Source organism: Solidesulfovibrio magneticus RS-1 (assembly GCF_000010665.1).
GTDB classification, from domain to species: domain Bacteria; phylum Desulfobacterota; class Desulfovibrionia; order Desulfovibrionales; family Desulfovibrionaceae; genus Solidesulfovibrio; species Solidesulfovibrio magneticus.
In genome coordinates, this window is sequence record NC_012796.1 from 2,023,283 (window position 1) to 2,048,582 (window position 25,300).

Annotated in this window: 23 protein-coding genes and 1 tRNA gene; 14 read left to right on the forward strand and 10 right to left on the reverse strand. The window is 64.9% G+C overall.

Annotated elements, in window-relative coordinates; genetic code table 11:
* Window positions 1-89 precede the first annotated feature (89 nt).
* Entirely contained in the window at window positions 90-1,217 is a 1,128-nt protein-coding gene (hemW, locus tag DMR_RS08525; RefSeq protein ID WP_015860502.1) for a radical SAM family heme chaperone HemW, read from the forward strand.
* 172 nt (window positions 1,218-1,389) lie between these two features.
* Here hemW and DMR_RS25595 read toward each other — a convergent pair whose 3' ends face one another.
* Window positions 1,390-2,817, reverse strand: coding sequence for a peptidoglycan DD-metalloendopeptidase family protein (locus DMR_RS25595; RefSeq protein ID WP_015860503.1), 1,428 nt, complete (start codon window positions 2,815-2,817; stop codon window positions 1,390-1,392).
* A gap of 552 nt (window positions 2,818-3,369) precedes the next feature.
* On the opposite strand from DMR_RS25595, the gene DMR_RS22375 reads away from it, so the two are divergent.
* Window positions 3,370-3,861 (forward strand): hypothetical protein, encoded by a 492-nt coding sequence (locus DMR_RS22375; protein WP_193763667.1) that lies wholly within the window; start codon window positions 3,370-3,372, stop codon window positions 3,859-3,861.
* 151 nt (window positions 3,862-4,012) lie between these two features.
* On the opposite strand, the gene DMR_RS08540 is transcribed toward DMR_RS22375, so the two are convergent.
* Entirely contained in the window at window positions 4,013-5,074 is a 1,062-nt protein-coding gene (locus tag DMR_RS08540; protein ID WP_015860505.1) for a glycerophosphodiester phosphodiesterase, read from the reverse strand.
* Window positions 5,075-5,224: 150 nt separating this feature from the next.
* On the opposite strand from DMR_RS08540, the gene DMR_RS08545 reads away from it, so the two are divergent.
* The 4 genes from DMR_RS08545 (at window position 5,225) to DMR_RS25140 (ending at window position 8,347) form a co-directional block, all read left to right on the forward strand.
* The gene (locus DMR_RS08545; RefSeq protein ID WP_148208392.1) at window positions 5,225-6,415 is read left to right on the forward strand and encodes a DNA integrity scanning protein DisA nucleotide-binding domain protein; all 1,191 of its coding nucleotides are present in this window, start codon (window positions 5,225-5,227) and stop codon (window positions 6,413-6,415) included.
* 112 nt (window positions 6,416-6,527) lie between these two features.
* On the forward strand, window positions 6,528-6,905 hold the full coding sequence (locus DMR_RS08550; protein ID WP_015860507.1) for a PilZ domain-containing protein: 378 nt from the start codon (window positions 6,528-6,530) through the stop codon (window positions 6,903-6,905).
* Window positions 6,902-7,516 (forward strand): tetratricopeptide repeat protein, encoded by a 615-nt coding sequence (locus tag DMR_RS08555; protein ID WP_015860508.1) that lies wholly within the window; start codon window positions 6,902-6,904, stop codon window positions 7,514-7,516. Before DMR_RS08550 ends, DMR_RS08555 begins: the two co-directional genes overlap by 4 nt.
* A 459-nt stretch (window positions 7,517-7,975) precedes the next feature.
* Window positions 7,976-8,347 (forward strand): hypothetical protein, encoded by a 372-nt coding sequence (locus tag DMR_RS25140; protein ID WP_043600339.1) that lies wholly within the window; start codon window positions 7,976-7,978, stop codon window positions 8,345-8,347.
* A 214-nt stretch (window positions 8,348-8,561) separates the two neighbouring features.
* Here DMR_RS25140 and nadB read toward each other — a convergent pair whose 3' ends face one another.
* From nadB to DMR_RS08595, 7 genes are all read right to left on the reverse strand, one after another.
* Complete coding sequence (gene nadB, locus DMR_RS08565) at window positions 8,562-10,142, reverse strand: L-aspartate oxidase (RefSeq protein WP_015860509.1); 1,581 nt, start codon at window positions 10,140-10,142, stop codon at window positions 8,562-8,564.
* 125 nt (window positions 10,143-10,267) lie between these two features.
* On the reverse strand, window positions 10,268-11,302 hold the full coding sequence (gene nadA / locus DMR_RS08570; protein WP_015860510.1) for a quinolinate synthase NadA: 1,035 nt from the start codon (window positions 11,300-11,302) through the stop codon (window positions 10,268-10,270).
* The gene (gene nadC / locus DMR_RS08575; RefSeq protein WP_015860511.1) at window positions 11,299-12,189 is read right to left on the reverse strand and encodes a carboxylating nicotinate-nucleotide diphosphorylase; all 891 of its coding nucleotides are present in this window, start codon (window positions 12,187-12,189) and stop codon (window positions 11,299-11,301) included. Before nadC ends, nadA begins: the two co-directional genes overlap by 4 nt.
* 344 nt (window positions 12,190-12,533) lie before the next feature.
* Window positions 12,534-13,760, reverse strand: coding sequence for a replication-associated recombination protein A (locus tag DMR_RS08580; protein ID WP_015860512.1), 1,227 nt, complete (start codon window positions 13,758-13,760; stop codon window positions 12,534-12,536).
* Window positions 13,761-14,075: 315 nt separating this feature from the next.
* Window positions 14,076-14,801 (reverse strand): 16S rRNA (uracil(1498)-N(3))-methyltransferase, encoded by a 726-nt coding sequence (locus DMR_RS08585; RefSeq protein WP_015860513.1) that lies wholly within the window; start codon window positions 14,799-14,801, stop codon window positions 14,076-14,078.
* Between the two features lie 165 nt (window positions 14,802-14,966).
* On the reverse strand, window positions 14,967-16,055 hold the full coding sequence (gcvT, locus tag DMR_RS08590; protein ID WP_015860514.1) for a glycine cleavage system aminomethyltransferase GcvT: 1,089 nt from the start codon (window positions 16,053-16,055) through the stop codon (window positions 14,967-14,969).
* 177 nt (window positions 16,056-16,232) lie between these two features.
* Window positions 16,233-17,990: a hypothetical protein gene (locus DMR_RS08595; protein WP_015860515.1), complete on the reverse strand. Its 1,758-nt coding sequence runs from the start codon at window positions 17,988-17,990 to the stop codon at window positions 16,233-16,235.
* Between the two features lie 306 nt (window positions 17,991-18,296).
* Between DMR_RS08595 and DMR_RS08600 the strand changes: the two genes are divergently transcribed.
* From DMR_RS08600 to DMR_RS08610, 3 genes are all read left to right on the forward strand, one after another.
* On the forward strand, window positions 18,297-19,268 hold the full coding sequence (locus DMR_RS08600) for a GAF domain-containing protein (RefSeq protein ID WP_015860516.1): 972 nt from the start codon (window positions 18,297-18,299) through the stop codon (window positions 19,266-19,268).
* Between the two features lie 86 nt (window positions 19,269-19,354).
* Window positions 19,355-20,380 carry a rod shape-determining protein gene (locus tag DMR_RS08605; protein ID WP_015860517.1) on the forward strand — a complete coding sequence of 342 codons (1,026 nt, stop codon included), beginning with the start codon at window positions 19,355-19,357 and terminating at the stop codon, window positions 20,378-20,380.
* Window positions 20,381-20,676: 296 nt separating this feature from the next.
* On the forward strand, window positions 20,677-21,465 hold the full coding sequence (locus DMR_RS08610; RefSeq protein WP_015860518.1) for an inositol monophosphatase family protein: 789 nt from the start codon (window positions 20,677-20,679) through the stop codon (window positions 21,463-21,465).
* A gap of 61 nt (window positions 21,466-21,526) precedes the next feature.
* Here the strand turns inward: DMR_RS08610 and DMR_RS08615 are convergent, their stop codons facing one another.
* Window positions 21,527-22,060 carry an NUDIX hydrolase gene (locus tag DMR_RS08615; RefSeq protein WP_043600343.1) on the reverse strand — a complete coding sequence of 178 codons (534 nt, stop codon included), beginning with the start codon at window positions 22,058-22,060 and terminating at the stop codon, window positions 21,527-21,529.
* Window positions 22,061-22,101: 41 nt separating this feature from the next.
* Here DMR_RS08615 and rimI point away from each other — a divergent pair, with 41 nt between their 5' ends.
* From rimI to DMR_RS08640, 5 genes are all read left to right on the forward strand, one after another.
* Window positions 22,102-22,656 (forward strand): ribosomal protein S18-alanine N-acetyltransferase, encoded by a 555-nt coding sequence (gene rimI, locus DMR_RS08620; RefSeq protein ID WP_015860520.1) that lies wholly within the window; start codon window positions 22,102-22,104, stop codon window positions 22,654-22,656.
* A 30-nt stretch (window positions 22,657-22,686) separates the two neighbouring features.
* The gene (locus DMR_RS08625; RefSeq protein WP_015860521.1) at window positions 22,687-23,889 is read left to right on the forward strand and encodes a phosphoglycerate kinase; all 1,203 of its coding nucleotides are present in this window, start codon (window positions 22,687-22,689) and stop codon (window positions 23,887-23,889) included.
* Complete coding sequence (tpiA, locus tag DMR_RS08630; RefSeq protein WP_043600344.1) at window positions 23,886-24,641, forward strand: triose-phosphate isomerase; 756 nt, start codon at window positions 23,886-23,888, stop codon at window positions 24,639-24,641. The genes DMR_RS08625 and tpiA overlap by 4 nt, the downstream gene beginning before the upstream one ends.
* A 42-nt stretch (window positions 24,642-24,683) precedes the next feature.
* On the forward strand, window positions 24,684-25,067 hold the full coding sequence (gene secG, locus DMR_RS08635) for a preprotein translocase subunit SecG (RefSeq protein ID WP_015860523.1): 384 nt from the start codon (window positions 24,684-24,686) through the stop codon (window positions 25,065-25,067).
* Window positions 25,068-25,078: 11 nt separating this feature from the next.
* A tRNA-Leu gene (locus DMR_RS08640) sits at window positions 25,079-25,164 on the forward strand.
* The last annotated feature ends 136 nt before the right edge of the window (window positions 25,165-25,300 follow it).

Here is a 25,300-nt window from a genome sequence, read left to right on the forward strand (position 1 = left end):
GCCCGGGCCGGCCGGGCTTGCCCGAACTCCGGTTTGCGCCTAGATAAGCGCCTGGCCGGCGCAATTGCGCCGCCACCGGACGTTCTCCTATGCTGCTGTATATCCATGTGCCCTTTTGCCGGAGCAAGTGCCGGTACTGCGCCTTTGTCTCGCGTCCCCTGGACATGGCCGAGGTGGAGGTCTACGCCACGGCCTTGCCGCTGGAGATCCGGCATTTCGGCAAGAAGCTCGGCCGGCCCAAGGTCGAGACCATTTATTTCGGCGGCGGCACGCCCACGCTGTTGCCGCCCTGGGCGCTGTCGCGCATCCTGCCGGAAATTACCCGCCATTTCGACGTGCATCCGGCCGTGGAATGGACGTTTGAGGGCAATCCCGATTCGGCTCTGGACCAGCAGTACCTGAGCATCCTGGTCGGGGCCGGGGTCAACCGCCTGAGCCTTGGTGTGCAGAGCTTTTCCGACGCCATGCTCAAGACCCTGGGCCGGCCCCATGACGCCAGGACGGCCCAGCTGGCCTTCGAGGCGGCCCGCAAGGCGGGGTTCGCCAACATCAGCCTGGACCTCATCTGGGGCTTGCCCGGCCAGCGCGAGGCCAGCTGGATGGAGGACCTCAAGGCGGCCGTGCGTCTGCGGCCGGAACATCTGTCCTGTTACGGCCTGACCCTGGAGCCGGGCACGCCCCTGGCCGCCTCGGCCGAGGCCGGCGAGCTGGAGCTGCCGCCGGATGGCGAACAGGGCCGCATGTACGTGCATGGGGCGGAGTTTCTGGAAGAGCAGGGCTACCTGCAATACGAAATCTCGAATTACGCCCGCATGGGTTTCCAAAGCCGCCACAATTCGGGCTACTGGGAAGGCCGGGACTATCTGGGGCTGGGGCCGGGGGCGGTGTCCACCGTGGCCGGGGTGCGCCATGAAAATCCCCGCGACGTGCGCGACTGGGCTGTCCAGGCCAAGGTCGGGCGCTGCGGCGTCGGCGGGGTGGCGCTCTCGCGTGAGGAGCGCATCCGCGAACTGGTCATGCTCTCGCTGCGAACGGCCAAGGGGCTTCGGCTGGGGCTTTACAAGCGGTTGACCGGAATTGATTTTCTTAAGGAAAACGAAGCGCTCGTCACCGCCTTGCGGCAAAAGGAGCTGGTGCGTCTGAGCGCCGGGCATCTGCGGCTGACCAAGAACGGCTTTCTAGTCAGCAACCTCATCCTGGAGCGCCTGCGGTTCTAACGGTTGCCACCGCGTCGGTCTTCTTCGCCTTACCCCCAAGGAATTTCTTCTCGCCACTCCCGCCCACCGCAACAGCAACGCTCCTCCTTTAAAACCCATTCGGGGGGTCTGGGGGTCTCAGGCCCCCAGCCGCCGGAGGCATCTTCCTGTATTTCCAGGCTTTCACTCTCCTCTACATGCCACCATTAGCCGCCGGCAAGGCGTCGGCCAGGGCGGCGGGGGGCTTGTGGCCGTCGAGGACGGCGGCGTAGGTCAGGGCGTCTTCGCGGAATTCGGCCAGCCGGGCGCGGGGCAGGGGCGTGGCTTCGGCGGTGTCGTTATCCAGGGCGTTGACCGGCCGGCCGTCGGCGTACATGCGGAAATCGAGGTGGGGGCCGGTGGCGTAGCCGGTGGCCCCGACGTAGCCGATGACCTGGCCTTGGACCACGCGGCTGCCCTGGGCGATGCCCTTGGCGAAGCGGCTTAAGTGGTTGTAGCGGGTGACGTAGGTTTTGCCGTGGCGCACGGTCAGGTAGTTGCCGGCGGCGTGGTTGCGGCCGCGTTCGATGACCACGCCGTCGCCCACGGTCCAGATGGGGGTGCCGGTGGGGGCGGCGTAGTCCACGCCGTAGTGGGCTTTGCGGACCTTGAGGATGGGGTGCAGGCGCGAGGCGGTGAAGCCCGAGGTGACGCGCAGAAATGACAGGGGGGCGCGCAGGAAGGTCTTGCGCAGGGGGACGCCTTCGGCGTCGTAGTATTCCAGGCGGCCCTTGTCGCCGAGGATGCCGTAGCCTTCCAGGACCTTGTCGCCGCTGGTGTAGCGGGCGGCCAGCACGCGGCCCAGGCCGGCCGGGCGGCCTTCCACGTAGCGCTCTTCCACCACGGCCCGTACGGTGTCGCCGGGCTGGACATCGCGGCTGAAGTCCATGTCCGAGGCGAAGATGTCGGCCAGGGCCAGGGCGGTGGCCAAATTGCCGCCGCTGGCGGCCACGGCTTCGGACAGGGTGGATGTGACGGTGGCGGTCAAAAGGGCGGGGCGTACCTCGCACTGTTTGGTTTCGACCCGGGCGGCAAGCTCGCCGTCGTTTTCGTCGATGACCAGGGTTTCAGTTTCGTTGATGTCGTATTCAAAAGAGACCAGTTCCCGGTCGCGCAGGGTGAGGCGGTAGGGCTGGCCGGTGCGCAGGTTGGAGAAGGAGAAGTCCTCGGGGTCGGCCAGGGCGGCGATTTTGGCCGGCTCGGCATGGCGGCCGAGGAGGCCGGCCAGGGTCTGGCCGGGGCGGATCTCGCCGGTGATGGTCCGGGCGTCGGGGTGGGCCGCGTTTGGCGCTTCCGGTTCGGGGGGCGCGGCGTTTACGGCCGGCTCGGTTTCGGGCGGACTTTCAAACAGGTTGCCGACGACGGCGACGTTGGTTTCGGACCGGGCCGGGGCCGGGGCCGGGGCCGAGGCGGTCTGGAACAGCGACTCCAGGAAGGCTCTCGGCGCGGTCAGGCGGGCGAGGCCCAGGACAGCGGCCAGAGCCAGGACGGCAAGACCGAGGAGGGTGAGCAGTCGCCAGGAGCGGCGACGGTGCTTGGAAAAGATCGGTCGGCCGGGATCACCAAGTGGCGGGTAGGGCATGGGTGTGGTTCCATGGGGTCGCGCCGGGCAGGCGGATGGCGTTAGGCTGAGGCTGTGCGGTCATGGCGCTTCGGCGTCGGCGCGCGGATGACAGGAGTATGAAAGAATGTTCATGTTTCGTTGTGGGATTGTATGGATAGCGTCTGGTGCAATCGAGTCGTGCGGAGAATAGCGATTTTTCTGGATCGGTCAAGGTGGGGTGTTTTCTGCAAAGAGTGACTGGTGTTTGGTTGTTTTTGGATATGATACGTCCTTGATTTCTTTGTTTATGGAGTAAATTTCATGAATAAAACTTTTGTTTTTAATGTACTATATTTTTTGAAGAGAAAATCGTCCCTTTGTTTAGACTATTGCGTGGCGATGTATTTTGCAAGAGTCTGGGTAAGGGACTGCAACGCGCGTCGGCCGCACTGCGGTTATGTGCCCTGGCGGCGCAGGGCCGGGGGGGCGGCAGACGGAGCGCCCGGCCCTGGCAGGCCCGGCAAAGGGGACGCCCGGGGCCGGCCCCGAGAGAGGGCTTGGGGCGCGGCCGCCCTTGGGCTGCTGGCCGCCTTGCTGTTTTTTGGGGGCTGTTCCGGGGCCGGGGAGCCGACTGGGCCGGCCGGGCCGCCGGGGCGACTGTTCGGACTGGCCTTTGGCGATGCGCCCGGTCCGGGGCTTACACGGTTGGCCGTGCCGCTGCCGAGTGCCCTGGCCGAGTCCTTGGCTTTCTATGCCGCGCCGGGGCAGGGGGACGCGCCGTTTGGCGCGGCCCTGACCCAGGCCACGTTGGCCTTCTGGCAAGGCGGTTTTTTCTCCGTGGAAGCTGCCTTGGCCGCGCCGGCTGATGCGCCGGCGCTCACCGCGCAACTGACTCGCGACCTTGGGCCACCGCATTGCCGCGAGGCCGCCTCCGGGCGCGTGTGCCTGTGGCGGGCCGGCGATTTCGAGGCCGTGCTGGAGCAGTCCGGCGACGCGGCCCGGCTCATGTTGCGCCGGGCCGCCACGGCGGCGGCGGTGGCGGCGGCCCTGCCTCAGCCGCCGCCCCTGGAGCGCGCCGAGTAACGCCCCGCGTAAACACAAGGCCCCGCCGCCGGAGAAACAGTGTTTCCCGACCGACAACAGCGCCGATGCACGCCACACCCACTTAACCCCTTTCTCCATCTGGGGGATCTGGGGGCCTCAGGCCCCCAGCCGCCGGAGGCCTCTTATCTCCTTATTTTTCCTTCATAAATATCTCACGCGCGGCCACGGCGGTGTCGGGGAAATCGGCAAACACGCCGTCAACGCCGAGTTCGTAGAACTGGAGATATTCCTTGATGGGGTCGTTGCCGTAGTCCTTGGCCAGGTAGCGGTCTTCGTTGCGGAAAGTGTAGGGATGCACGGTGAGCCCGGCGGCGTGGGCGTCGGCCACCACGGTATTGGGCGCAGCCAGGGTCTTGTCCGGGTTTTCCTTGATAATAAGCCGCTTCCAGGGACCGATGCCGTTGGCGAAGGCGGCGATCTCCTGGAGATTGGCCGGTGAGAGCAGTTCGGCGAAGGTGCGTTTGTCGCCGGAGACCACGAAATCATAGGGACGCATGTCGGGCTCGTCGTAGAGAAAGACCAGCTTGACCGGCGTCATTTGGCGCAAGTCCTTGAGGTTGCCGATCTCGAAGGACTGGATGAAGACCGGGGACTCGGCCTTGTCGTAGCCGTTTTTGGCGAGAATCTCCACGAGCTTGCCTTCCAGGGGCAGACCGATGCTTCGGAAATAGGTCGGATGCTTGGTTTCGGGATAGATGCCGATGACGCGGCCGGTTTCCTTTTCTTTGCGTTTGACCAGTTCGATGACCTCTTCGAAAGTCGACACGGCGAACTGGCCGTCGCGGCTGTGGTCGCGGAAGTCGAGACGTTCCTTGGCCCGTAGGGTCCTCAGTTCGGCCAGGGTGAAGTCTTCGGTGAAATAGCCATCGATCTCGGTTCCATCGATGGTTTTCTTGGTTTTGCGGTCCGGGAACTTGGCGGCCACGTCGGTGGTGCCGCTGATGTCGTTTTCGTGGCGGGCGATGAGCACGCCGTCTTTGGTGGCGACGAGGTCCGGCTCGACGTAATCGGCCCCCATGTCGATAGCCAATTCGTAGGAGGCCAGGGTGTGTTCGGGGCGATGGCCGCAGGCGCCCCGGTGGCCGATGACCAGGGGGGCGGGGCGGGACTGGGCCAGGGCCTCGCCGGCCAGACCGCTGGCGGCGGCCAGGGCCAGGGCCAGGGCGGCGAGTCGAAGGGTCGTTTTACGCATGGGATGCTCCTCGGATGTGGTATGGAAAAGGCCAAGGTGCGCCCGGTCCGTGTCCTCCGGATAACCGACAGGTAACCGATGCGCGACAATTGCGCGAGTCTGGCGTCGCGGTCATTTGACAGCCGCCCTCGCCGGTCCTACAAGGCCCAAATGCAGGCTTCCACCGCTTTCGCTCCGACCTCAGGGCCGGCCGGTCCCCTGGAACTGGCGGCCAGGCTTATTCCCAATCCCTCCGTCCTCTCCGACCGGGGATTGGCTGTCCTGGTCGAGACGGCCTACCGGGCCAGCCTCAAGCGGGAAGAGGGGCGCTATCCGTCGTTTCAACTGTTTTCGCCTCTGGCCGGCGGGGCCGAGCCGGTGCTCGACCTGCGGTTTTCTCCGCCCCAACCCTGTACGCTGCCGACCTTACACCGGCTCTCGCCGGGCATCCCGCCCGGCCCCTATGCGTTTGTGGCCAAGGAAGGGCCGGAGGGGTTGCGGCTGGAAGGCGTGTCCAAGGTCGAGTACTCCGGCTTTGCCGCCCTGCGCGGCCGTATCGACTACCATGGCGGCACCCAGTTCCCGGGCCTTTCGTTAAGCGTCTCGGCCCCGGGAAAGCTGCGGGCGTCGCTGGTCTGCCCGGATCAGCCGGCGCTCTATCTGGAGTTGCGGGAAGGCCGGCTATCGGTTTGTCACGACAACGCTTTTTCGCCCATTTTCCTGCCGCTTTGCCGTCAGGCCGCACAGGCCTTGACCCACGGGGCCGAGGATTCCGGTGCCTTGCCTAGCCTGGTCAAGGCGACCCTGGCCCGGGTGTTCGCCCTGGCCGTGGCCGCCGGCCATGGCGGCATGTTCGTGTTTCTGCCGCCCGGGCGGGCCGAGGCCGCCGCCGCCAGGACGCTCCTGTCGCCCGGGGTCGGCGTGGCCTGGCCCAACCTCGGCCGGGTGGCGCAGAATTTGGCCGGCGCGGGTGGCGGTCAGGCCGTGCATCTGGAGCAATGGGACACGGCTACCCGGGTGACGGCCCAGGCCTCGTGCGTGGACGGGGCGGTGATCCTGGACGCCGCCTTGTCGGTGCAGGCCTTCCGGGTGGAGCTCCTCGCCCGCGACGAGGACGCCTTACCGCTTTGTCTGTCGCTGTCGCCCCAGTCCACGGAGCTGGTCCCTACGGCTTCCCTGGACATCGCCGGCTTCGGCACCCGCCACCGCAGCGCCGCCCGCTATGTGGCTAGGGCGTCTGGAGCCGTGGCGGTGGTGGTATCCCAGGACGGCGAGATGCGGGAATTCGTCCGGCTGCCCGATGGCCGAGTGGGCGTTTGCGGGCCGCTGGCTCCCATGTCCGTATCGGCTCCGGCGGCCTGATGCCCGCATTGGCGCTTTCTAAAACGCTGCGAACCGGCTATGCTTGCCTTCGGCGAGCCAACGTCAAAGTGGATGCCGGCCGCGCCGCGCGGGCAAGAAGTGAGGGAAAGGCATGGGAGACAACAAGAGACGCCGCAGCCGGGTCTGCGCCCAGTTCGACGCGTATGTGTACATCGACGGGGAGAAGATTCCGGTCAGCACCCAGAATCTGAGCCTCAAGGGGGCGCTTTTCTGCCCCGAGCCGCGCTTGGCCCCAGGGCGGGACTGCACGGTGGTTTTTGAACTGGCCAAGGACATCAAGGTGCGGCTCAAGGCCACGGTCGTGCGCTCCAATGACGAAGGCGTCGCCATTGATTTCGACAGCATGGACGAGTCCGCCTTTTTCCATCTGCGCAATATGGTGCGCTATTCCTCCCAGGACGCCGACCGCATTGACGACGAACTGCAAGTGCCGGCCTTTGACGTGGACCGCGAAGGGGGCGGGTCTTGAAGATTTCGCGACTGCTGGCCGCCTGCGTGCTGAGCCTGCCGGCCTGCCTTGGCAGCCCGGCCCTGGCCGGCGGCCTGGATCAGGCCAAATCGGCCCTGGCCGCCCTGGACGCCAAGGAATACCCGTCGGCCATAGCCCAGCTCACCGAGGCCATGGACTCCAACGAACTGCCGGCCGAACAGACCCACCTGTTTCTGGCCGCCCGAGGCTACGCCCGGGCCGCCATGGGCGACTATAACGCCGCCATTGACGATTATTCCAAGGCCGTCCAACTCGACGCCAGCTACGTGTCGGCCATCTACAACCGGGGCAACGCCCATTTCGCCCTGCGCCACTACGACCAGGCCATCGACGACTACTCCCTGGCTCTGGAGACCGACGCCAAGGACGCCAAGCTGCTTAACAACCGGGGTTCGGCCTGGTTTAAAAAAGGCAACCTGCAAAGCGCCATGGCCAATTTTGCACTGGCCATCGAAGCTTCGCCCGACGACCCCGACCTCTACCTCAATCGCGGCAAGGTCTACGAAGCCCTGGGCGAGCCGGACAAGGCCCGGGAGGATTTCTTGCAGGTCAAAAAGCTCGATCCTTCCGCCAAAACCCCCCTCGATTAGCCGCGTTTATTCGCGAAACCCGCTGAATTCGTTCTTGTTGCGGAACAACCGTTCGGTATCGGTCCGGCGGTCGCTTTTGGAGGAAGGGCCGTCGACCGGCGGCGCGGCTTTCGTATGTCAATCAGACATGTTCCCAGCGCCAGACGGCGGCCTTTCGACGAACGGGCGCGCGATTTGTCGGCCAGCCAAGTCGCTCGCCCGGCAGGCCGGGCATGAACGCCATCCTCCGTCCCCGATGCCTCGTCGCTGCCCGAATGCGACGGCGTTTCGGCGGAAAGCCGTCTTGTTTGGGCTGGCGAGAGCGGTCGCCGGCCAGTCGAAACAGGGACTGCCCGGATTTGGCCGAGGCGATCCAGGCTCCCGATCCGACGCCGCTTCATGGGCGGCAAATCGTCCTTGACCGGGACGCTCGGTCGTGCTTGAGTCTGCAATAGGGACCAGTTCCCGGAGGAGGCTCCTATGGGTATGCGGAAACGTTTTCTGGCGGCCGCCGTGGCCGGCGCGCTGTGCTTGGTGGTCGAAATCGGACCGATGCCCGTCGCCCAGGCCGGCGATCAGGGGATGGTGGTGGCCCAGTGGCAACAGCCGCAGCAGCAGGGCGGGCAACGGCCCCAAGGCCAGCAAGGCGGCCAGCGGCCTCAGGGCCAACAGCAACAGCAAGGCCAACCCCAGCAACAGGGGATGCCCCAGCAGCAGGGCGGCCCGGCCAACAATTCCTGCGTCCAGAGCTACCAACGCTGCGTCATGATGTGCGCCGGGGTCGGCAACTGCGTCAACAACTGCAACATCGGCTACGCCGTCTGCCAGCAACAGCAAGGCGGCGGCAGTTAGCGTGTGAGCGTGAGCGAGTGAGAGAGTGAGAAGAAAAGATGCCTCCGGCGGCTGGGGGCCTGAGGCCCCCAGACCCCCGCATGGAGGAAAGTTTAAAGGGCTTTCGAGCTGCGTAAGTTTGATTTGTGGCTGACCATGAATCGAACTGTAGAAACGTCAAAGGGCCGCGCTAGCGGCCCTTTGACGTTTAAAACGCATCCGCCGTCCGAGGGACCTAGTCGATGCGGTAATGGCAGCCCAGCGACCGGCGGTTCTGCATGGCCGCGATGGTGATGGTGTAGGCCGCCTGGCAGCCGTGAAACAGGTCCACGATGGCCTTGCTGATGGGCGTTTCGCGGTAGAAGTCGTGGATATGCTTGTTGAGTTCGCGCAGATCCTCGAAAGCCCGCTTGAGCCGGGAACTCGACCGGTTGATGCCGACATAGTTCCACATGGTGTTGCGGATGGTGGCCCAGTCCTGGGCAATGAGCGCCGGGTCCTCGTTGCGGTTGGAGCCGGGGCTGACCCAGTCCGGGATGCTGTCCAGCAGCCGCCGGCCGATGGCCGCCTTGGAGCCGGCTCGCTTGGCCACGTCCTGGCCGGCGCTGTGCCCCCACAGTACGCATTCCAGAAGCGAGGTGCTGGCCAGGCGGTTGGCCCCGTGGATGCCGGTGCAGGCGCATTCGCCGGCGGCGTAGAGCCGCTCCAGGGTGGTGCGGCCGGCGCTGTCGGTGAGCACCCCGCCGCAGAAGTAGTGGGCCGCCGGCACCACCGGAATGGGCTGCTTGGTGACGTCGATGCCAAGCTGCAGACAGCCCTTGTAAACCGTGGGGAAGTGCTCTTCCAGGTTCTTCACGTAGCTGGCCACGTCGAGATAGACGCAGTCCTGGTCGGTCTTGAGCATCTCGGCCAGGATGGCCCGGGTGACGATGTCGCGCGGGGCCAGATCGGCCCGGGGATCGTAGCGCTGCATGAAGGGTTCGCCGGCCGCGTTGACGAGCCTAGCCCCTTCGCCGCGTAGCGCCTCGGTGATGAGCAGGCGGCGTTCGGCCCGGTGAAAGAGCGTGGTCGGATGGAACTGCACGTATTCCACGTTCATGACCTTAGCAAAGGCGCGCGAAGCCATGGCCAGGGCCGAGCCGATGGAGGAACGGGTGTTGGAGGTGTGCAGGAACAGCCGGCCGCAGCCGCCCGTGGCCAACACGGTGAAATCGGCCAGAATGGTTTCCACCTGTCCCGAGACCTCGTTTAAGACGTAGGCCCCCAGGCATTGGTTCAGGAGCTGGTACTTGAATTCCAGCAAGGTGGCGTGGTGGTTGGAGGTGAGCAGGTCCACGGCCGTGCGGCGGGTGAGGATCTTGATGTTGGGGTTGGCTTTGACCGCCGCCATCAGGCCCTCCATGATGGCTCGGCCGGTGCGGTCGGCCATGTGGAGGATGCGGGCCACACTGTGGCCGCCTTCCTTGCCCAGGTGGTAGTCGCTGCCGCCGCCCTTGTGGTCAAAAGGGAGCTGCAGCTTGTCGATGAGCAGTTCCTGCACCACCTGCGGCCCGCGCCGGGCCAGATACTTGACCGCGCGCACGGAGTTGTGCCGCCAGCCGCAGGTGAGCATGTCGCGCTCCAGAAGCTGGGGCGAGTCGTCCGGGCCGCGATAGACGATGCCACCCTGGGCCAGGGCGCTGTTGCCGTCGTCGAGGTCTTCGCCGGAAGTCAGCAGAATCACTTCCAGGCCGGCCTCGGCCATGGTCAGGGCGGCGGTAAGGCCGGCCAGTCCCGAGCCGATGACCAGGGCGTTGGCGTGCATGCGGTAGACCATGGGGCAGCTTCCTCCTTGGGCGCGCTCGGGGCTGGCGGGGCGTCCTCGCAAACGGTCAGATAAATGGCGACAATGCGCTGTTGCACAAATCCATTTTCAAAAAAGGGCAGCTTGTGGCCGCCGGCTCAGGCCGAGGCTTCGAGCATCCGCGTGACGGCCAACGCGGCCGGGGCGCGCACGGCTTCATCCACGCGCACCGGCTCGGCCGTGTCGAGATTTTGCAGCGTTGTCAGCAGATTGGCCTCGGTGCCTTTGGCCATGTTGGAACAGGCGCTCAGCGCCAGGGGCCGGATGGTCTTTTTTCCCTGATACTGCTTGGCCAGCCGCTTGACCAGATTGATCTCCGTGCCGATGACGATCTCGGAACCCTCCGGAGCCTCGGCCACGTACTTGATGATAAACGAGGTCGAGCCGGCCGCGTCGGCGGCGGACACGGTCTCGGGCGAACACTCGGGATGGACCACAATGCGGGCCTCGGGGGGCTGCACGCGGATGGCGGCGATGTCCCGGGCCTTGAACCGGGCATGGATGACGCACTGGCCGGGCCACAAGAGCACCTCGGCCTTGGTGGCCGCCGCGAGGTCGACCTGGGAGCCGCCGCCGCGCACGTCCAGGATGTGGCGGGCGCTTTCCGGCACGCCCAGGGTGTTGCAGGTGTTTTGCCCGAGCATCTTGTCCGGCAAAAAGAGCACGCCGCGTCCGTGGTCCAGGGCCCACTTGAGCATTTTCGGCGCGTTGGCCGAGGTGCATACCGCCCCGCCGCAGGCCCCGACCACGGCTTTGACCGCCGCCGAGGAGTTGACGTAGGTCAGCGGCAACACGTCGCGCCCGGCCTGGCGCAGGCGCGTCAGCACGGCCTCGACCAGGGGAGCCGGGGCCATCTCGGACATGACGCAGGCCGCGTCCGGGGCCGGGATGTGGATGCGCTGGCCGGGCGCGGCCAGCATGGCCGCTGTCTCGGCCATGAAAAAGACGCCGCAAAACACGATGTCCCTGGCCGACAGCGAAGCGATCTTGCGCGAAAGTTCCAGGGAATCACCGAGAATGTCGGCGTGGGCCACCACGTCGTCGGTCTGGTAGTGGTGGGCCAGGATAGCCAAGTCGCTGCCGCGTTCCCGGCGGATCGCGTCGATTTTCTGGGCGGTTTCGGCGGTCATCATGCGGTCGTCTCCTTGAGCAGCATGCTTAAGTCGGCGCTTTTGGCGGAATGGGTGATGCGGCCCACGGACACGAAATCCGGGCCGAGCGCGCCAATGCCGGCCAGGGCGTCCAGGTCCACGCCGCCGCTGACTTCCGTTTCGATGCCGGCCGGCACCATGGCCAGGGCCTCGCGCATGGTCGGCTCATCCATGTTGTCGAGCATGATGCGCTTGGGGGCTTCGGCTATGGCCTGGGCCACTTCGGCCAGGGTCCGGCATTCGATTTCCACGGGCGGCATGGATTCCATATGGCCTTGGTAGGATTTGCGCAAGGCGGCCATGGCTTGGGGGATGCCGCCGGCCCGGTCGATGTGGTTGTCCTTGAACATGAGCATTTCGGCCAGATCGAGGCGGTGGTTGACGCCGCCGCCGCAGACCACGGCGTATTTTTCGGGATAGCGCAGGCCGGGCAGGGTCTTTCGGGTGTCGAGAAGGCGGGTTTTCGTGCCGGCCAGGGCGGCCACGGCCTTGGCGACCATGGTGGCGATGCCCGAGAGATGGCAGATATAGTTGAGGATGACGCGCTCGGCCTTGAGCAGCGTGATGGCCGGCCCCACGATTTCGGCCACCACCATGCGGTTGGCCACGCGCTGGCCGTCGGCGGCGAAAAGCGTGACCGAGCAAGCCTCGGCCTGGCCCATGCGCTCAAGGACCAGGGGGGCGATGGGCAAGCCGGCCATGACGGCTTCTTCCTTGGCCACGATGGCGGCGGTCAACCGGTCCTCGGGGGCGAAAACGGCCATGGCGGTCAAGTCCGGCCCGTCTTCCTCCAGGGCGAGGTCGATGGAGCGGAAAAGATAGTCCCGGGCTTTGCCGGAAAAATAGCGTTCGAAGCGTAAGTCGGTCATGGCGCACCGCGTCGGGTAGGGGGCGGCGTCGGGGAAATGCCTGCGCGCGCCCAGGTGTCGGGGGACGGCGGGCAAGAACCGCGCCGACGCGGTCGCAAGCCCTTGCCCTTGGCAAAAAGCCGCGCCGCCGCGAAAAAAATAGCTTTTTTCGGCCCCTGCCACAAGACCGGGGCGTGGCGACTTTTGACCGAATCGGGGCTTGGCCGTGTCCCAGAAGTTCCCAGGCGGCCCCGGGGCACATCTCGGCGGCCGTCTGCCAAGAACTTGCGCTTGGCGTTTGCCCGACAATGTGGGCGAGGCCAAGTGCCGGACGGTTGCGATGCTACGCGGGCAAGGGCATGGCCCTACCCATGGCGCTTGCGAAGCCTGGCCAGCCTGGCGGCCAGGCGCGGTTCCTGGCCTTGCTCCTTGGGCATGTAGAACTGGCGGCCCACCAGTTCCTCGGGCAGATAATCCTGCTCCACCCAGGCGTCGGGATAGGCGTGGGGATACATGTAGCCCTTGCCGAAGCCCCATTCCTTTTGCAGCTTGGTCGAGGGATTGCGCAGATGCAGGGGCACGGGCTTGACCCCGGACTGCATGATTTCCTTTTTGGCGGTCAGATAGGCGGCGTAGGTGGAATTGCTCTTGGGAGCCAGGGCCAGATAGACCACGGTCTGGGCCAGGGGAATAAATCCTTCGGGCATCCCGATGCGCTCCACGGCCTCGGCGGCGGACACGGCCAGGGGCAAAGCCATGGGATCGGCCAGGCCGATGTCCTCGGAAGCCGAAATCATGAGCCGGCGGCAGCAAAAACGCGGGTCCTCGCCGGATTCGAGCATGCAGGCCAGGTAGTACAGGGCGGCGTCCGGGTCGCTGCCGCGGATGGATTTGATCATGGCCGAGGCCAGTTCGTAGTGGGAGTCGCCGTCGCGGTCGCCCCGGGCCAGGGCCTCGGGGAGGTGCTTGCGCAGTTCGTCCGGGGCGCGTTTGTCCTCGGACAAGGCGGCCGTGTATTCGACCAGATTGAGCAGCGTGCGGCCGTCGCCCGAGGACAGCATGGCGATGGTTTCCAGGCTCTCCTTGGCCAGGGCCATGCCGGCCTCGCGCGCCCCGCGCTCGGCCAGAACCATGAGCTGGGGATGGGTCAACGGCCCCAGGCGCAGGACGTGCAGCCGGGACAGGAGTTGGCGCGTGACCGAAAACGACGGGTTCTCCGTGGTGGTGGCCAAGAGCACGATCTCGCCCGTTTCGAGGATGGGCAGGAAAAAATCCTGCTGCGCCTTGGAAAAGCGGTGCAGCTCGTCCAGGATAAGGATTTCCTTGCCCTTGATGAGTTCGCGCAGGGCGGCCAGGCCCGCTTCCGGGGCGCTGACGCGCACGTAGGGCCGGCCCTTGGCCCGGGCGAGAATGAGGGCCAGGGTGGATTTGCCGCAGCCCGGCGGGCCAAAGAGCAGCAGGCTCGGCAGGCGCGGCGCGGCCAGCATGTTGGTCAGCCGCGAGATGACATGGGCCTGGCCCACGAAGTCTTCGAGCTTGGCCGGCCGGATGCGCTCGGCCAGGGGGCGTTTTTCGTTTCCGAGCAAATCCATGCAAGTCGCCTCGTTGATGTGGTCGTGGGGGAAGCCTCCGGCGGCCAAAGGGCGCTGCCCTTTGGAATCCCGTTTCGGGTTGGGCTGGAGACTCTCCTCCGTGGTTGGCGAAGGTTTTCAGTCGGCGACCGTTTTTTTGTCGTTGCGTACGACTCATCAAGGTATCGGGACTCGTTGAAGTCAGGTCAACGGCAGTCTCCGTCAAGTCCAATTGATGCTTCCCGGCCGACACAAAGCCAATTCCCGTCGAACCCCGTTATACTTTTTCCCATGTGGGGGGTCCGGGGGCCTCAGGCCCCCGGCCGCCAGAGGCTCCTATCTCGCCTCGGACGCTAGGCCCAGGGCCAGCACGGCCAGGGCGGCGGTTTCCCAGCGCAGCACGCGCGGGCCGAGGGTGACCGGGATAAACCCGGCAGCTGTGATCGTCGTGGCCTCGGCGTCGGTGAAGCCGCCTTCCGGCCCGACGACGCACAGGGTGTCGCCGGCGGCAGCCAGATCGGTCGGGGTAAGCGGCCGGGACACGGCCGGATCTTCCCAAAGGAGAAATCTGCGGGGGTAGGCTTGTCCGGCCTTGGTCAGGCCGGCCGCACCGCCGGGCACGCAGGCGAGCGTCGGCAAAAGTGCCGCGCCGCACTGTTTGGCAGCGGCGATGAGCCCGGCCGTCCAGGCTTCCTTGGGGTCGCCGGGCATTTTGCCCTGTGTGCGTTCGGCCTGCCAGAAGACGATGCCGGCCGCGCCGAGTTCCACGGCCTTTTCCAAAAAAAAGTCGCGCCGGGCCGAGCGGGAAAAGCCGGCCGCGATGTGAAGTCGCCGCGCGGGGGGCGGCGTTTCTTCGAGACTCTCGGGGATAAGCTCCACCCGGTCGCGCCCGACGGTTTCGATGCGAAAAAGCCCGTGGTGGCCCGTGCCGTCAAAGGCGCGCACGAGTTCGCCCGGGCGTTTGCGCAGCACCTTGGCGCAGTGGCTGGCCTCGCCGCCGGTGAGGGAAAAGGGCGCGGCGAACTGCTCGGGCGGAATGAAAAAGGCGTCGGGTCGGCCCACGAAAAAAGTCCTTGGCTGGCGTTGTCACAGCGTCCGGTGACGAAAGCGGCCGAGAGGCACACCCCCCGGCCGCACCATCATGCTCCCGATCCAACCCCTGGCTTCCATTGCAGGGGTCCGGGGGGATCATCCCCCCGGCCGCCGGAGGCATCTTCCTCTTTCCGCTTACCCCGTAATCGCCTTTCTGGCCGTGCCGTCCTTGTAAAACGGCAGATCGCGGCGTTTGGCCGGCAGTTCGACCCGGGCGGCCTTGACCACGAAGTCCTTGGCCTCGGCGGCCGAGGCGTCCACATAGGCCAGAGCCACGGCGTGGCCAAGGCTCGGGGCGAATGAGGCGCTGGTGACCACGCCGACGGTCTTGCCGGACTTGTCGCACACGGCGTCGCCGTGGCGGGCGCTGCGGCGGCCGGGAATCTCCAGGCCGATGAGCTTTTGGCGCAGGCCGGCGGCCTTGCCCTTGCCGACGTAGTCGGCCGGGGAGGTGAGCAGCCAGCCGTAACCGGCCTCGGCTGGGGTGTGCTCCTCGTCGAGGTCCTGGCCGTAGAGGGGATAGCCCATTTCCAGGCGGATGGTGTCGCGCGCGCCAAGGCCGGCCGGGGCCACGCGCGGGTCGGCCGTGATGGCCTCCCACAGGGCCACGGCGTGGCTGGCCGGCAGGAACAGCTCGTAGCCCAGTTCGCCGGTGTAGCCGGTGCGGCTGACCATCATCTTGACGCCCTGGAAGTCGGTCCAGACGAAGTTGAAGTATTTGAGGCCCGAAAAATCGCCGGGCAGGCGGTCGCGCAGCACCTCGAAGGCCAGCGGGCCTTGCAGGTCGATCTTGGCCGTCTCGGCCGAGACGTTGCGGAAGTTCGAGCCGGCCGGCAGCCGGCCCTTGATAGTCTCGAAATCCACGACGATGCGCGAGCCGTTGACCACCAGCATGTAGTCGTCCACGCCCAGGCAGTAGATGATGAGGTCGTCGATGACGCCGCCATTTTCATTGAGGAGAAAACCGTAGCGGCATTTGCCCGGGGCCAGGGTGGCCAGGTCGTGGGTGACGGCCTTGCCCAGGGCCTGGGCCGCGCCGTCGCCGGACAGGGTGAATTCGCCCATGTGGCAGATGTCGAAGACGGCGGCTTTGTTGCGGGTCTGCTCGTGTTCGGCCAGGATGGAGGTGTACTGCACCGGCATGTCGAAGCCGGCAAAGGGGACCATCTTGGCTCCGTGCTCGCGGTTCCAGTCGGTCAGGGGAGTGGGGGTGGGCTTTTCCACGGCAATTGGCTCCGGGTCTGTCGGAAACGGCGTTCCGACGTCAAGGGTGTACGGCGGCCGGGCCGCCGGTCAGGTTTTGTTCCGATTGCAGTTGCGAAGTGCAATAATATAACAAACAACATGTTTGCATAATTATATATTTTATAACGCAACCATGGTTGCGTTATAAAGGCAGCATCAGCTCTGGGCCACCAGCGGCAGGACGATGCCCTGCTCTTTCTTGGCCTTGCGGATCATGCGGAACTCGTCGAGCAGGGCCACCAGCCGGCCGTAGGTCTTTTTTACGGACAGGCCGTAGGGCGAAAGGTCCAGGTCCTTTTTGCGTATGTAGGTCCGAAGCAGGTAGCTGTCGTTTAAGATCATATCGCCAAGGGACAGAACACGCTCGACCAAGGCATCGAAATAGTTGACGATCTCGAATTTTAGATCATTTAAGACTTCGGTGAAAAGGGCCAGCATTTTGGCGTAGGTCAGCCGTTCGCCCTTATAGTTGCGGTCCTGGAGGTCTTCGAGCATCTTCACTTTTCTGGCCTGCTGGATGTAGCTGTATTTGCTCCAGACTTCTTGGTAGACATCGCGCAGGTTGCTGAAGTCGTCGTAGTGGTCGGCACTTAAAAGGTAGTTGTCGAGGACCTTGACCACGTTGGAATAGAAATCGTCGGAGTAGCCGATGATGCGGCGCTGGTGCTTGGACAGCCAAGCGTAGAGAAACTTGAGCTTTTTTTCGTGGGTGTCGGTATTTTCCACGATTTCGTTGCGCTTGTAGACGATGCGGCCGGAGTATTCGCCGCGCACGATGTCGTTTAAGCGCAAAAACAGGCTGTAGGTGTCCTTAACGAGGTTGAGGCGGTAGTAGCTGCGGCCGGTCAGGGGGTGGATGACCTCTTGGGAGGCCACGGACAGGGCGCGATCCTGGCGCACGTTGTTGGGATCGTACTTGTGCTGGCGGTAGACCACCCGGGTGATGACCACCCGGCGGTCGGGGTCGATGAAGTAGCCGCCTTCGGCCAAGGCCTTGACCGCCTCGGTCTGGGACTTGTCCACGGCCACCAGGGCGATTTTTTCCACGCGCGGATAAAAGCGCGCGTCAGGGTGGGAGTAGAGCGTGGTGATGGCCCGGTCGGTCTGGCCCAGGACGCGGACCAGGAATTTTTCGCCCATGCGGAACAGCCGGCGGGCGAAAAGCGCCGACGAGGTGCGCCGTTCGGACACGATGGGGAAGCCGTAAAGCTCCATGAGAAACTGGTAGACGAAGCCGCGATGGCGCTCGTAGCGCCGGTCGTCGCCCACGGCGAATTTCTTGATGTTCAGGCCAAACCGCTTGAGTTCGGTGTCGAGGTAGGACGGGAACGAGCAGTAGACGCCGGAGAGGTAGAAGTCGTTTTGGCTGTCCATGGACAGCACATGGGCCCGGTCCATGTCGAGGATGGTGGGGAGCAGGGCGGCGTAGTTCTCCAGGCTCGTGACGTCGGTCTCGGAAAAGCGGGTGCGGAAGGCGTCCTGGCTGGCCTTGGGCAGGTGGGCGCAGAAAGTGCGGATGTTCTGGCTGAAGATCGAGGATTCCAGCGGACATTGGTCGCGGTATTTTTCGTCGGCGTAGTCGAGCAGGCAGTGCAGGATGTCGTACTGGAAAATTTCCTGGAAATACTTGAGCGGTCGGGCCAGGGCGACCATGGAAAAGCCCGGCAGCTCCTTGTATTCGTAGGCGTCAGCCTCAAACGAAGGCAGCAACTCGCGGAAATCCACCACCGGATAGTTGGCGTGTTCGGCGTAAGGCTTGAGCAGGCACTGCTTGATGTGGATCCAGTCGAGATAACGGCGCAGATCGGGCAACGTCTGGACGCGCAGGATTTCCCCTTCTCTGGCGCGGTGCTGGCCGTCGAGGAAAGGGGCTTCGGGAACCTGGGAAAAGGCGGTCGTCCAGTCGAAGATCATGGCCGCTCCATGGGCGGGTTGTCGGTTGCCGGCCGCCGGCGGGCTGGCCGCCGCTGCCGAAAACCCTTTCTTAGCCTAATATCCATTAGGAATAAAGCCCCGCAGAGGCGGTGGCGGTTACGCGGGGTGAACGATTTGACGCAGGCGGTCCGTCTCCGTAAGGTGCGCCCAAGACGGAAGCCCCTTTGCGGGCGGCCGTTGCCCGGGCTGCCAGAGGCCCGGCCAAAGTTGCCATTTAACAAGCTGAATTTATAATCCGTAGTTGGAAAAGCCTGCCGGCTTTTTGCAAGCGAGACACCGGCCGCCATGCAGCAGACCGCCTTTTACGAGCAACTGCTCGACATTGTCGGCAACGTCTTCGACGCCTATTCGGCCGTGCTGTTTCTGCCCGATCCGGCCGAGCCCGGGGTGTGCCGGGCGGCGGCCGCGTTCAGCCTGGGCGAGGCGCTCAATCGCGAGGCCGCCATCGCCCCGGGCCAAGGGCTGGTTGGCTGGATCATCCGCGAAAAAAAGCCGCTTTTGATCAGCAATTTTGACCAGCAACGCGGTATCCTGGGCTATTACCGGGGCGGCGAGGAGGAGCGCATCCGGGCCTTTATGGGCCATCCCGTGCCGGCCACCGGCGGGGCGCTTTGCATCGACACCCGCAAGACCTATGCTTTTGTCGAAAAAGACCTCAAGATCCTGTCGCAGTTCGCGCAGCTGGCCGGCAACCACCTGGCCCGTAGCCGGGAAGTGGCCCAAAGCCTGGTCGAGCACGGTTTTTACAAAGCCCACCAGCGCATCGCCCTGCTGCACAAGACCCACCCCAAATGGGCCGCTTTTCGCGAGGCCTTCCTGTCGATTTTGGCCGAGGCGGCAGGGTTTCGCCACGCCATCCTGGCCGTGCGCGACGAATCGGGGCGCTCGTATTTTCTGGAAGGCGTGAGCGAAAGCCCGTTTCTGGGCGGCCGCGACGTGCCCGGCCGGTTTTCCGTGGGCCAGGGCCTGGTCGGCTGGGTGTTCAAGAACAACACCCCGGTCTATACCGGCGAAAAGGACGAAGCCAGCCGGTTGCCGCTTTTCGGCCTGGACGTGGCGACCATCGATTGCAAAAGCGTCATCTGTCTGCCCATCGCTTTTTCCAAAAAGACCCGGGCCGTGCTCACCCTGGCCGATCCCCGGCCCCTGCCCGTGGCCGAGGACCTCAAGACCTTTGTCGGCATGGTCTCGGAAAGCCTGGCCTTGTTTCTGGAAAACCTGCACCTGCGCACCCGTCTCGGCAGCCCTTCGGCGTAGACTTTTCGGCCGCGCCCATCTACCATGGGCCAATTGTCCGGCAATGGGCCGTCCCCTTTTTTTCGAACGCCAACGCGAGTGTGGGCATGTTTTTCACGAAACTGTTTCGGTTCCTCGGCAAGGACCTGGCCATGGACCTCGGCACGGCCAATACGCTGCTCTATACCGCCCAGGACGGCATCGTGCTGGCTGAGCCCTCGGTGGTGGCCATCGACACCCGTACCGACGAACTCATTGCCGTGGGCGCCGAGGCCAAGGAGTACCTTGGCCGCACCCCTGAACGCATCCGGGCCATCCGACCCATGAAGGACGGCGTCATCGCCGACTTCGACGTTACCCGGGCCATGATCGCCTTTTTCGTGCGCAAGGTGCTGACCGGTTTTCGTTACGCCAAGCCCAAGATGGTCATCTGTGTGCCGACCGGTATCACCCAGGTCGAGAAACGCGCCGTGGTCGAATCGGCCCAGATGGCCGGCGCGCGCGAGGTCAAGCTGGTGGAGGAGCCCATGGCCGCGGCCATCGGCGCGGGCCTGCCCATCGACCGGCCTTCCGGCAACATGGTGGTGGACATTGGCGGCGGCACAACCGAAGTGGCCGTCATCTCGCTTTCCGCCATCGCCTACGCCGAATCCGTGCGCGTGGCCGGCGACGAACTCAATGAGACCATCCAGCGTTTCGTCCAGGATGAATTCCAACTGCTTATCGGCGAAAACATGGCCGAGGAGATCAAGATCCGCATCGGTTCGGCCATGCCCCTGCCCGAGCCGCGCTCCATGGACGTGTCGGGCAAGTCGCTCATCGACGGCACGCCGACCACGGTGACCATCACCGACGAGCAGATCCGGGAAGCCATCCGCGAGCCGGTCAACATCATCGTCAGCGCGGCCATGAAGGCACTGGAGAAAACGCCGCCCGAGCTGGTGGCCGACATCGCCAAGAACGGCCTGCTCCTGGCCGGCGGCGGAGCGCTTCTGGCCGGGTTGGATCAGCGCATCAGCCAGGAGACCAATCTCACGGTGGTCCTCGACGACGATCCCCTGACCACGGTGGTGCGCGGCACCGGCCGCTCCATGGTCGACCGGGACCGCTTTAAGGACGTTTTCATCAATTAAGGCGCTGCCGCGTTGCACATTGCCCCGAGGCAGACCGTCCGAAGCGCGGGCATGGTCCCGGCAGGCTTCTCCTCGAATGAACTTCCGCTCCCGGGTGTCGCGTCCATGAAAAGCGCATAAGGCATTTCGTAGGCAACATCTTAAAACCATAAATTTTTCTTAAAAAACTATTGTACTTGTTGAGGGACGCTACATGAGAGCGCCCATCCCCCCCTTAACCCCTTTGGGGGGTCCGGGGGCCTCAGGCCCCCGGCCGCCGGAGGCATTCTTCATCTTCTTCTCTAGGACAACCACCCATGTCGAAGACGGAAACAGCACGCCTGATGGAGGCCGTGCGGCAGGCGGTCTTGGCCTCCGGCGAGCGCATCAAGGCCGATTGGGACGCCCCGCGCGACGTGCGTTTAAAAGGCCGCATCGATCTGGTCACGGCCACGGATCTGGCCGTGGAGGAGGGCCTCAAGGAGGCTCTGGCCCGGGTGTTGCCCGAGGCTGCTTTCCTGGCCGAGGAGACCGCCGCCAGAACCGTGTTGTCGGGGCTGACCTGGATCATCGACCCGGTGGACGGCACCACGAATTTCGCCCATGGGTTTCCGTTTGTCTGCACGTCGGTGGCGCTGTACGACGGCCAGGAGCCGGTGGTCGGCTGCGTCAACGCGCCGCTGCTTGGCCAGTGCTTCACGGCCGGCAAAGGGTTGGGGGCGTATTGCAACGGCGAGTCCATCCGCGTTTCGCGGACCGACCGGCCCGAAGCGGCCCTGGTCGCCACGGGGTTTCCCTACGCCATCCGCGAGAATCTGGACGAGATCATGGCCGATTTGCGGGTCATGCTGGCCGAGACCCAAGGCATCCGCCGGCCGGGTTCGGCCGCCCTGGATTTGGCTTACGTGGCCGCCGGGCGGTTCGACGCTTTTTATGAGCTGGCGCTCAATCCCTGGGACGTGGCGGCCGGGGCGCTCCTTGTGGCCGAGGCCGGGGGCAGGGTGGGCAGCTATCGCCCGGACGGGCCGTATTGCCTGGGCGATTTCCGGATACTGGCCACCAACGGCGCGCTCCACGCCCCCATGCTGGCCCTGCTGGCCGATTGACTATCCCCATTTGGGGGGTCCGGGGGCCTCAGGCCCCCGGCCGCCGGAGGCTCTTCAGATTCTATAGCCTCGGAAACAGCGTGCCCTTTTCGAAAAAGTGGACCACGGCCGGGGTGAGGCAGTCGCGGTAGTCGCGCACCAGGGCGGCCAGTTCGGCTTCGTCCACGAACATGCCTCCGGCGAGTTCCTCGGGATTGGGGCGCGGCGGGTCGGTCAGGCGGCCGGCGGAAAAGACGGTGACGAACTCGTAGGCAGTCTCGCGGCTGGCCTGGGCGGCGTCCACGGGCGTCAGCGTCTTGGCGGTCAGGCCGAGTTCTTCGTGGAGTTCCCGGGCGGCGGCTTCCTCGCGGGCTTCGCCGGCCTGGACGTGGCCCGTGGCCGAGAGATCGAAGCGGCCGGGGTAGAGGTCCTTGTGCGGGGCGCGTTTTTGCAGATAGAGCCGGCCGGCGGGGTCGTAGACCAGCACCATGGCCGCGCGGTGGTAAAGGCCCTGACGGTGCGCCTCGCCAAGGGGCATGACGAGCAGTTCGCGGTCGTTTTCATCGACCACGTCCACCATTTCCTCAACCGGTTTGGGATTCGCTTTTTTCGCCATGGCTTGGTCCTGTGGCGGCATGATGCCAGGAGACGCCGGAAATGCAACCGGATGCAGCGAGCCTCGCAAGCGGGGAACAGGCAGGGGGACGGGCCGCGCCGGGCGAACCGACGCAACAGGCGGGCGGGCCTCGAATCGTCGCGCCCGAGGCCCTGGGCGTGGCCGACGCCGTAGCCCTGGCCGCTTTGGAGGGGGCCTGTTTTCCCGACGCCTGGGACGCTTCCGCCTTTGCCGCCGCCCTGGCCCGGCCTCATGTCCGGGCTTACGGTATTCGCGACGGCGACCATCTTGCCGCTTATGGCGTGTTCCACTTCCTGGGCGACGAGTTCGAGGTGATCAACATCGCCGTGGACCCGGCCCGGCGCGGGCAGCGTCTGGGGTCTCGGCTTTTCGGCCATGTCTTGCAACAGGCCGACAAAGCAGGCATGTTGCAGGGGCATCTGGAAGTGCGCGCCGGCAACGAGCCGGCCAAACGTTTGTATCTTCGCCACGGTTTCGCCGTGGTCGGCGTGCGAAAACGGTACTACCCCGACACCGGGGAGGACGCCCTGGTCATGCGGCGTACGGCCGGCCAGGGCGCAAGCGCCAACATATAACCCCTCTCAGGCACGCGTTAAGGAGTTCCCATGGCCCTTATCCGCATTGATCAAATCGATGTCGCCGGCAAGAAGCTGCTCATCAGGGTGGACTACAACGTGCCGCTCAAAGACGGCGAGATCACCGACGACCTGCGCATCCGGGCGAGCCTGCCGACCATCGAATACGCCCTGTCCAAGGGCTGCTCGCTCATCTTGTGCTCCCACCTCGGCAAGGCCAAGGGGGCGCCGGACGCCAAGTATTCCCTGGCCCCGGCGGCCAAGCGGCTCTCCGAGTTGCTGGGTCGCGAGGTCAAGATGGCCCCGGATTGCCTGGGCGAGGCGACGAGGGCCATGGCCGCGGCCCTTAAGCCCGGCGAGATCCTCATGCTCGAAAACCTGCGCTTCCATCCGGGCGAGACCGCCGGGGACATGGACTTTGCCAAGGACGTCATGTCCATGGCCGAGGTCTACGTGTGCGATGCCTTCGGCACGGCCCACCGGCCCCATGCCTCCATGGTGGCTTTTGCCAAGGTAGCCAAGCAGTGCTGCGCCGGGTTTCTTCTTATGAAGGAATGGCAGTTCCTGGGCGAGGCAGTGGAAGCGCCCCAGCGCCCGTTCGTGGCCGTTTCGGGCGGGGCCAAGGTGTCTTCCAAGCTCGGGGTGCTCAAAAATCTGCTCACCAAGGTCGACGCCATGTGCATCGGCGGGGCCATGGCCAACACCTTCCTGGCCGCCCAGGGCTACGGCGTGGGCAAGTCCCTGGTCGAGCCCGATCTGTTCGAGGCGGCCCTGGAGATCATGGCCGAGGCCAAAAAGCGCGGCGTGGGCTTCTACCTGCCCGTGGATTTCATCATTTCCAAGGACGCGGGCAAACCCATGGCCGAGATGCAGCCCTGCGGCCAGGTGCCTTTCGCCGCCATCCCCGAGGACGCCGTGGCCCTGGACGTCGGCCCGGTGACGGCCGGGCTTTTCGCCCTGGTCATGGACGCCGCCAAGACCGTGGTCTGGAACGGCCCCATGGGCGCTTTCGAGAACCCCGCCTTTGCCCAGGGTTCCTACACCGTGGCTCATATCGTGGCCGGGGTGCGGGGGCTGAGTATCGTCGGCGGCGGCGACACCGATGTGGTGGTGCATCAGGCCGGGCTGGCCGACAAGATGGCCTTCATCTCCACCGGCGGCGGCGCGTCCCTGGAATTTCTGGAAGGCAAGGAACTGCCGGCCTTTGCCGCGCTCAAGGAGTGCCAGTCATGAAAAAGCTCATGGCCGCCAACTGGAAGATGTACAAGCTTCGGGGCGAGGCGGGCAAAACGGCCGCCGAGCTGGTCGCCGCCCTGGCCGGCAAGCTGCCGGCCGACCGCGAGGTGCTGGTGATCCCGCCCTTTACCGCCCTGGGGACCACGGGCGAGGCCCTGGCCGGCCAGGCCGGGTTCGCCCTGGGCGCCCAGAACTTCTATCCTTCGGGCCAGGGAGCGTTTACCGGCGAGATCGCGCCGGAGATGCTCCTGGACGCGGGTTGCACCTACGCCCTGGCCGGCCATTCCGAGCGCCGCCATATCCTGGGCGAGGACGACGCCATGGTCGGGCGCAAGGTGGGTTTTGGGCTGAAAAGCGGCCTGTCCATGATCCTGTGCGTGGGCGAGAAGGTGGAGGAGCGCAAGGCCGGCGAATTGGAAGCCGTGCTGCGCCGCCAGATCGAGGCCGGGTTGGCCGAGGTCGGGGCTGATGTTGGGCCGGAAAAGCTGGCCGTGGCCTATGAGCCGGTCTGGGCTATCGGTACGGGGCTCACGGCCGGACCGGAGGAAGTGGCCGAGGCCCACGCCCTGGTGCGGGCCATGTTGGTCGAACGATTGGGCGCTGTGGGCGGCCAAATCCGCATTCTCTACGGCGGCAGCGTGAAGCAGGGCAACGCGGGGCAGCTATTAGGGATTGACAACGTCGACGGAGTGCTGGTAGGTGGCGCAAGCCTTGAGGCTGGAAGCTTCGCGGCGATTGTGACAGCTTGACGAACACGTGGACATGTCCGCGAAAATAACGGGAAAAATCAGTTGACAACTCTCATAATTACTGTACATGTACTCGCCTGCGTGGCCGTGATCATCCTGGTTTTGCTGCAGTCCGGCAAGGAAGGCATGGGGGTGATCTTCGGAGGCGGAAGCCAATCCGTCTTCGGCAGTACGGGGGCAGGTGGACTGCTCGTCAAGCTGACCGCGCTTTTTGGAGCGATCTTTCTTATTACTTCGCTTGCCTACAATGTGTATTCGGGCTCGCACAAGCGTTCGGCCAAATCGGTCATGATGGACGCCAGCGGCGCTCCGGTGCAGATTCCGGCAGCTGTGGAAGGCGCCAAGGATGCGGAACCCAAGAAGGGAGTTACCTTCGAGGATGTTCCGGCCCCGGCGGCTCCGGCTCCTGGCGCGGCGAAGCAGTAGAGACGATATTTGCCGAAGTGGTGGAACTGGTAGACACGCCATCTTGAGGGGGTGGTGGGCCATGCCCGTGGGGGTTCGAGTCCCCCCTTCGGCACCACAATTGTAAAAGGGTTTGAGCTGTAAGGGCTTGAACCCTTTTACTTTTTTCAGGGGTTAAAAACGGCCTTTTTTCGATCCCGGCCCGCGAAAAACCCTTGAAAATCTTGTGGACGGTCTTGGGTACAAAGTGTTGG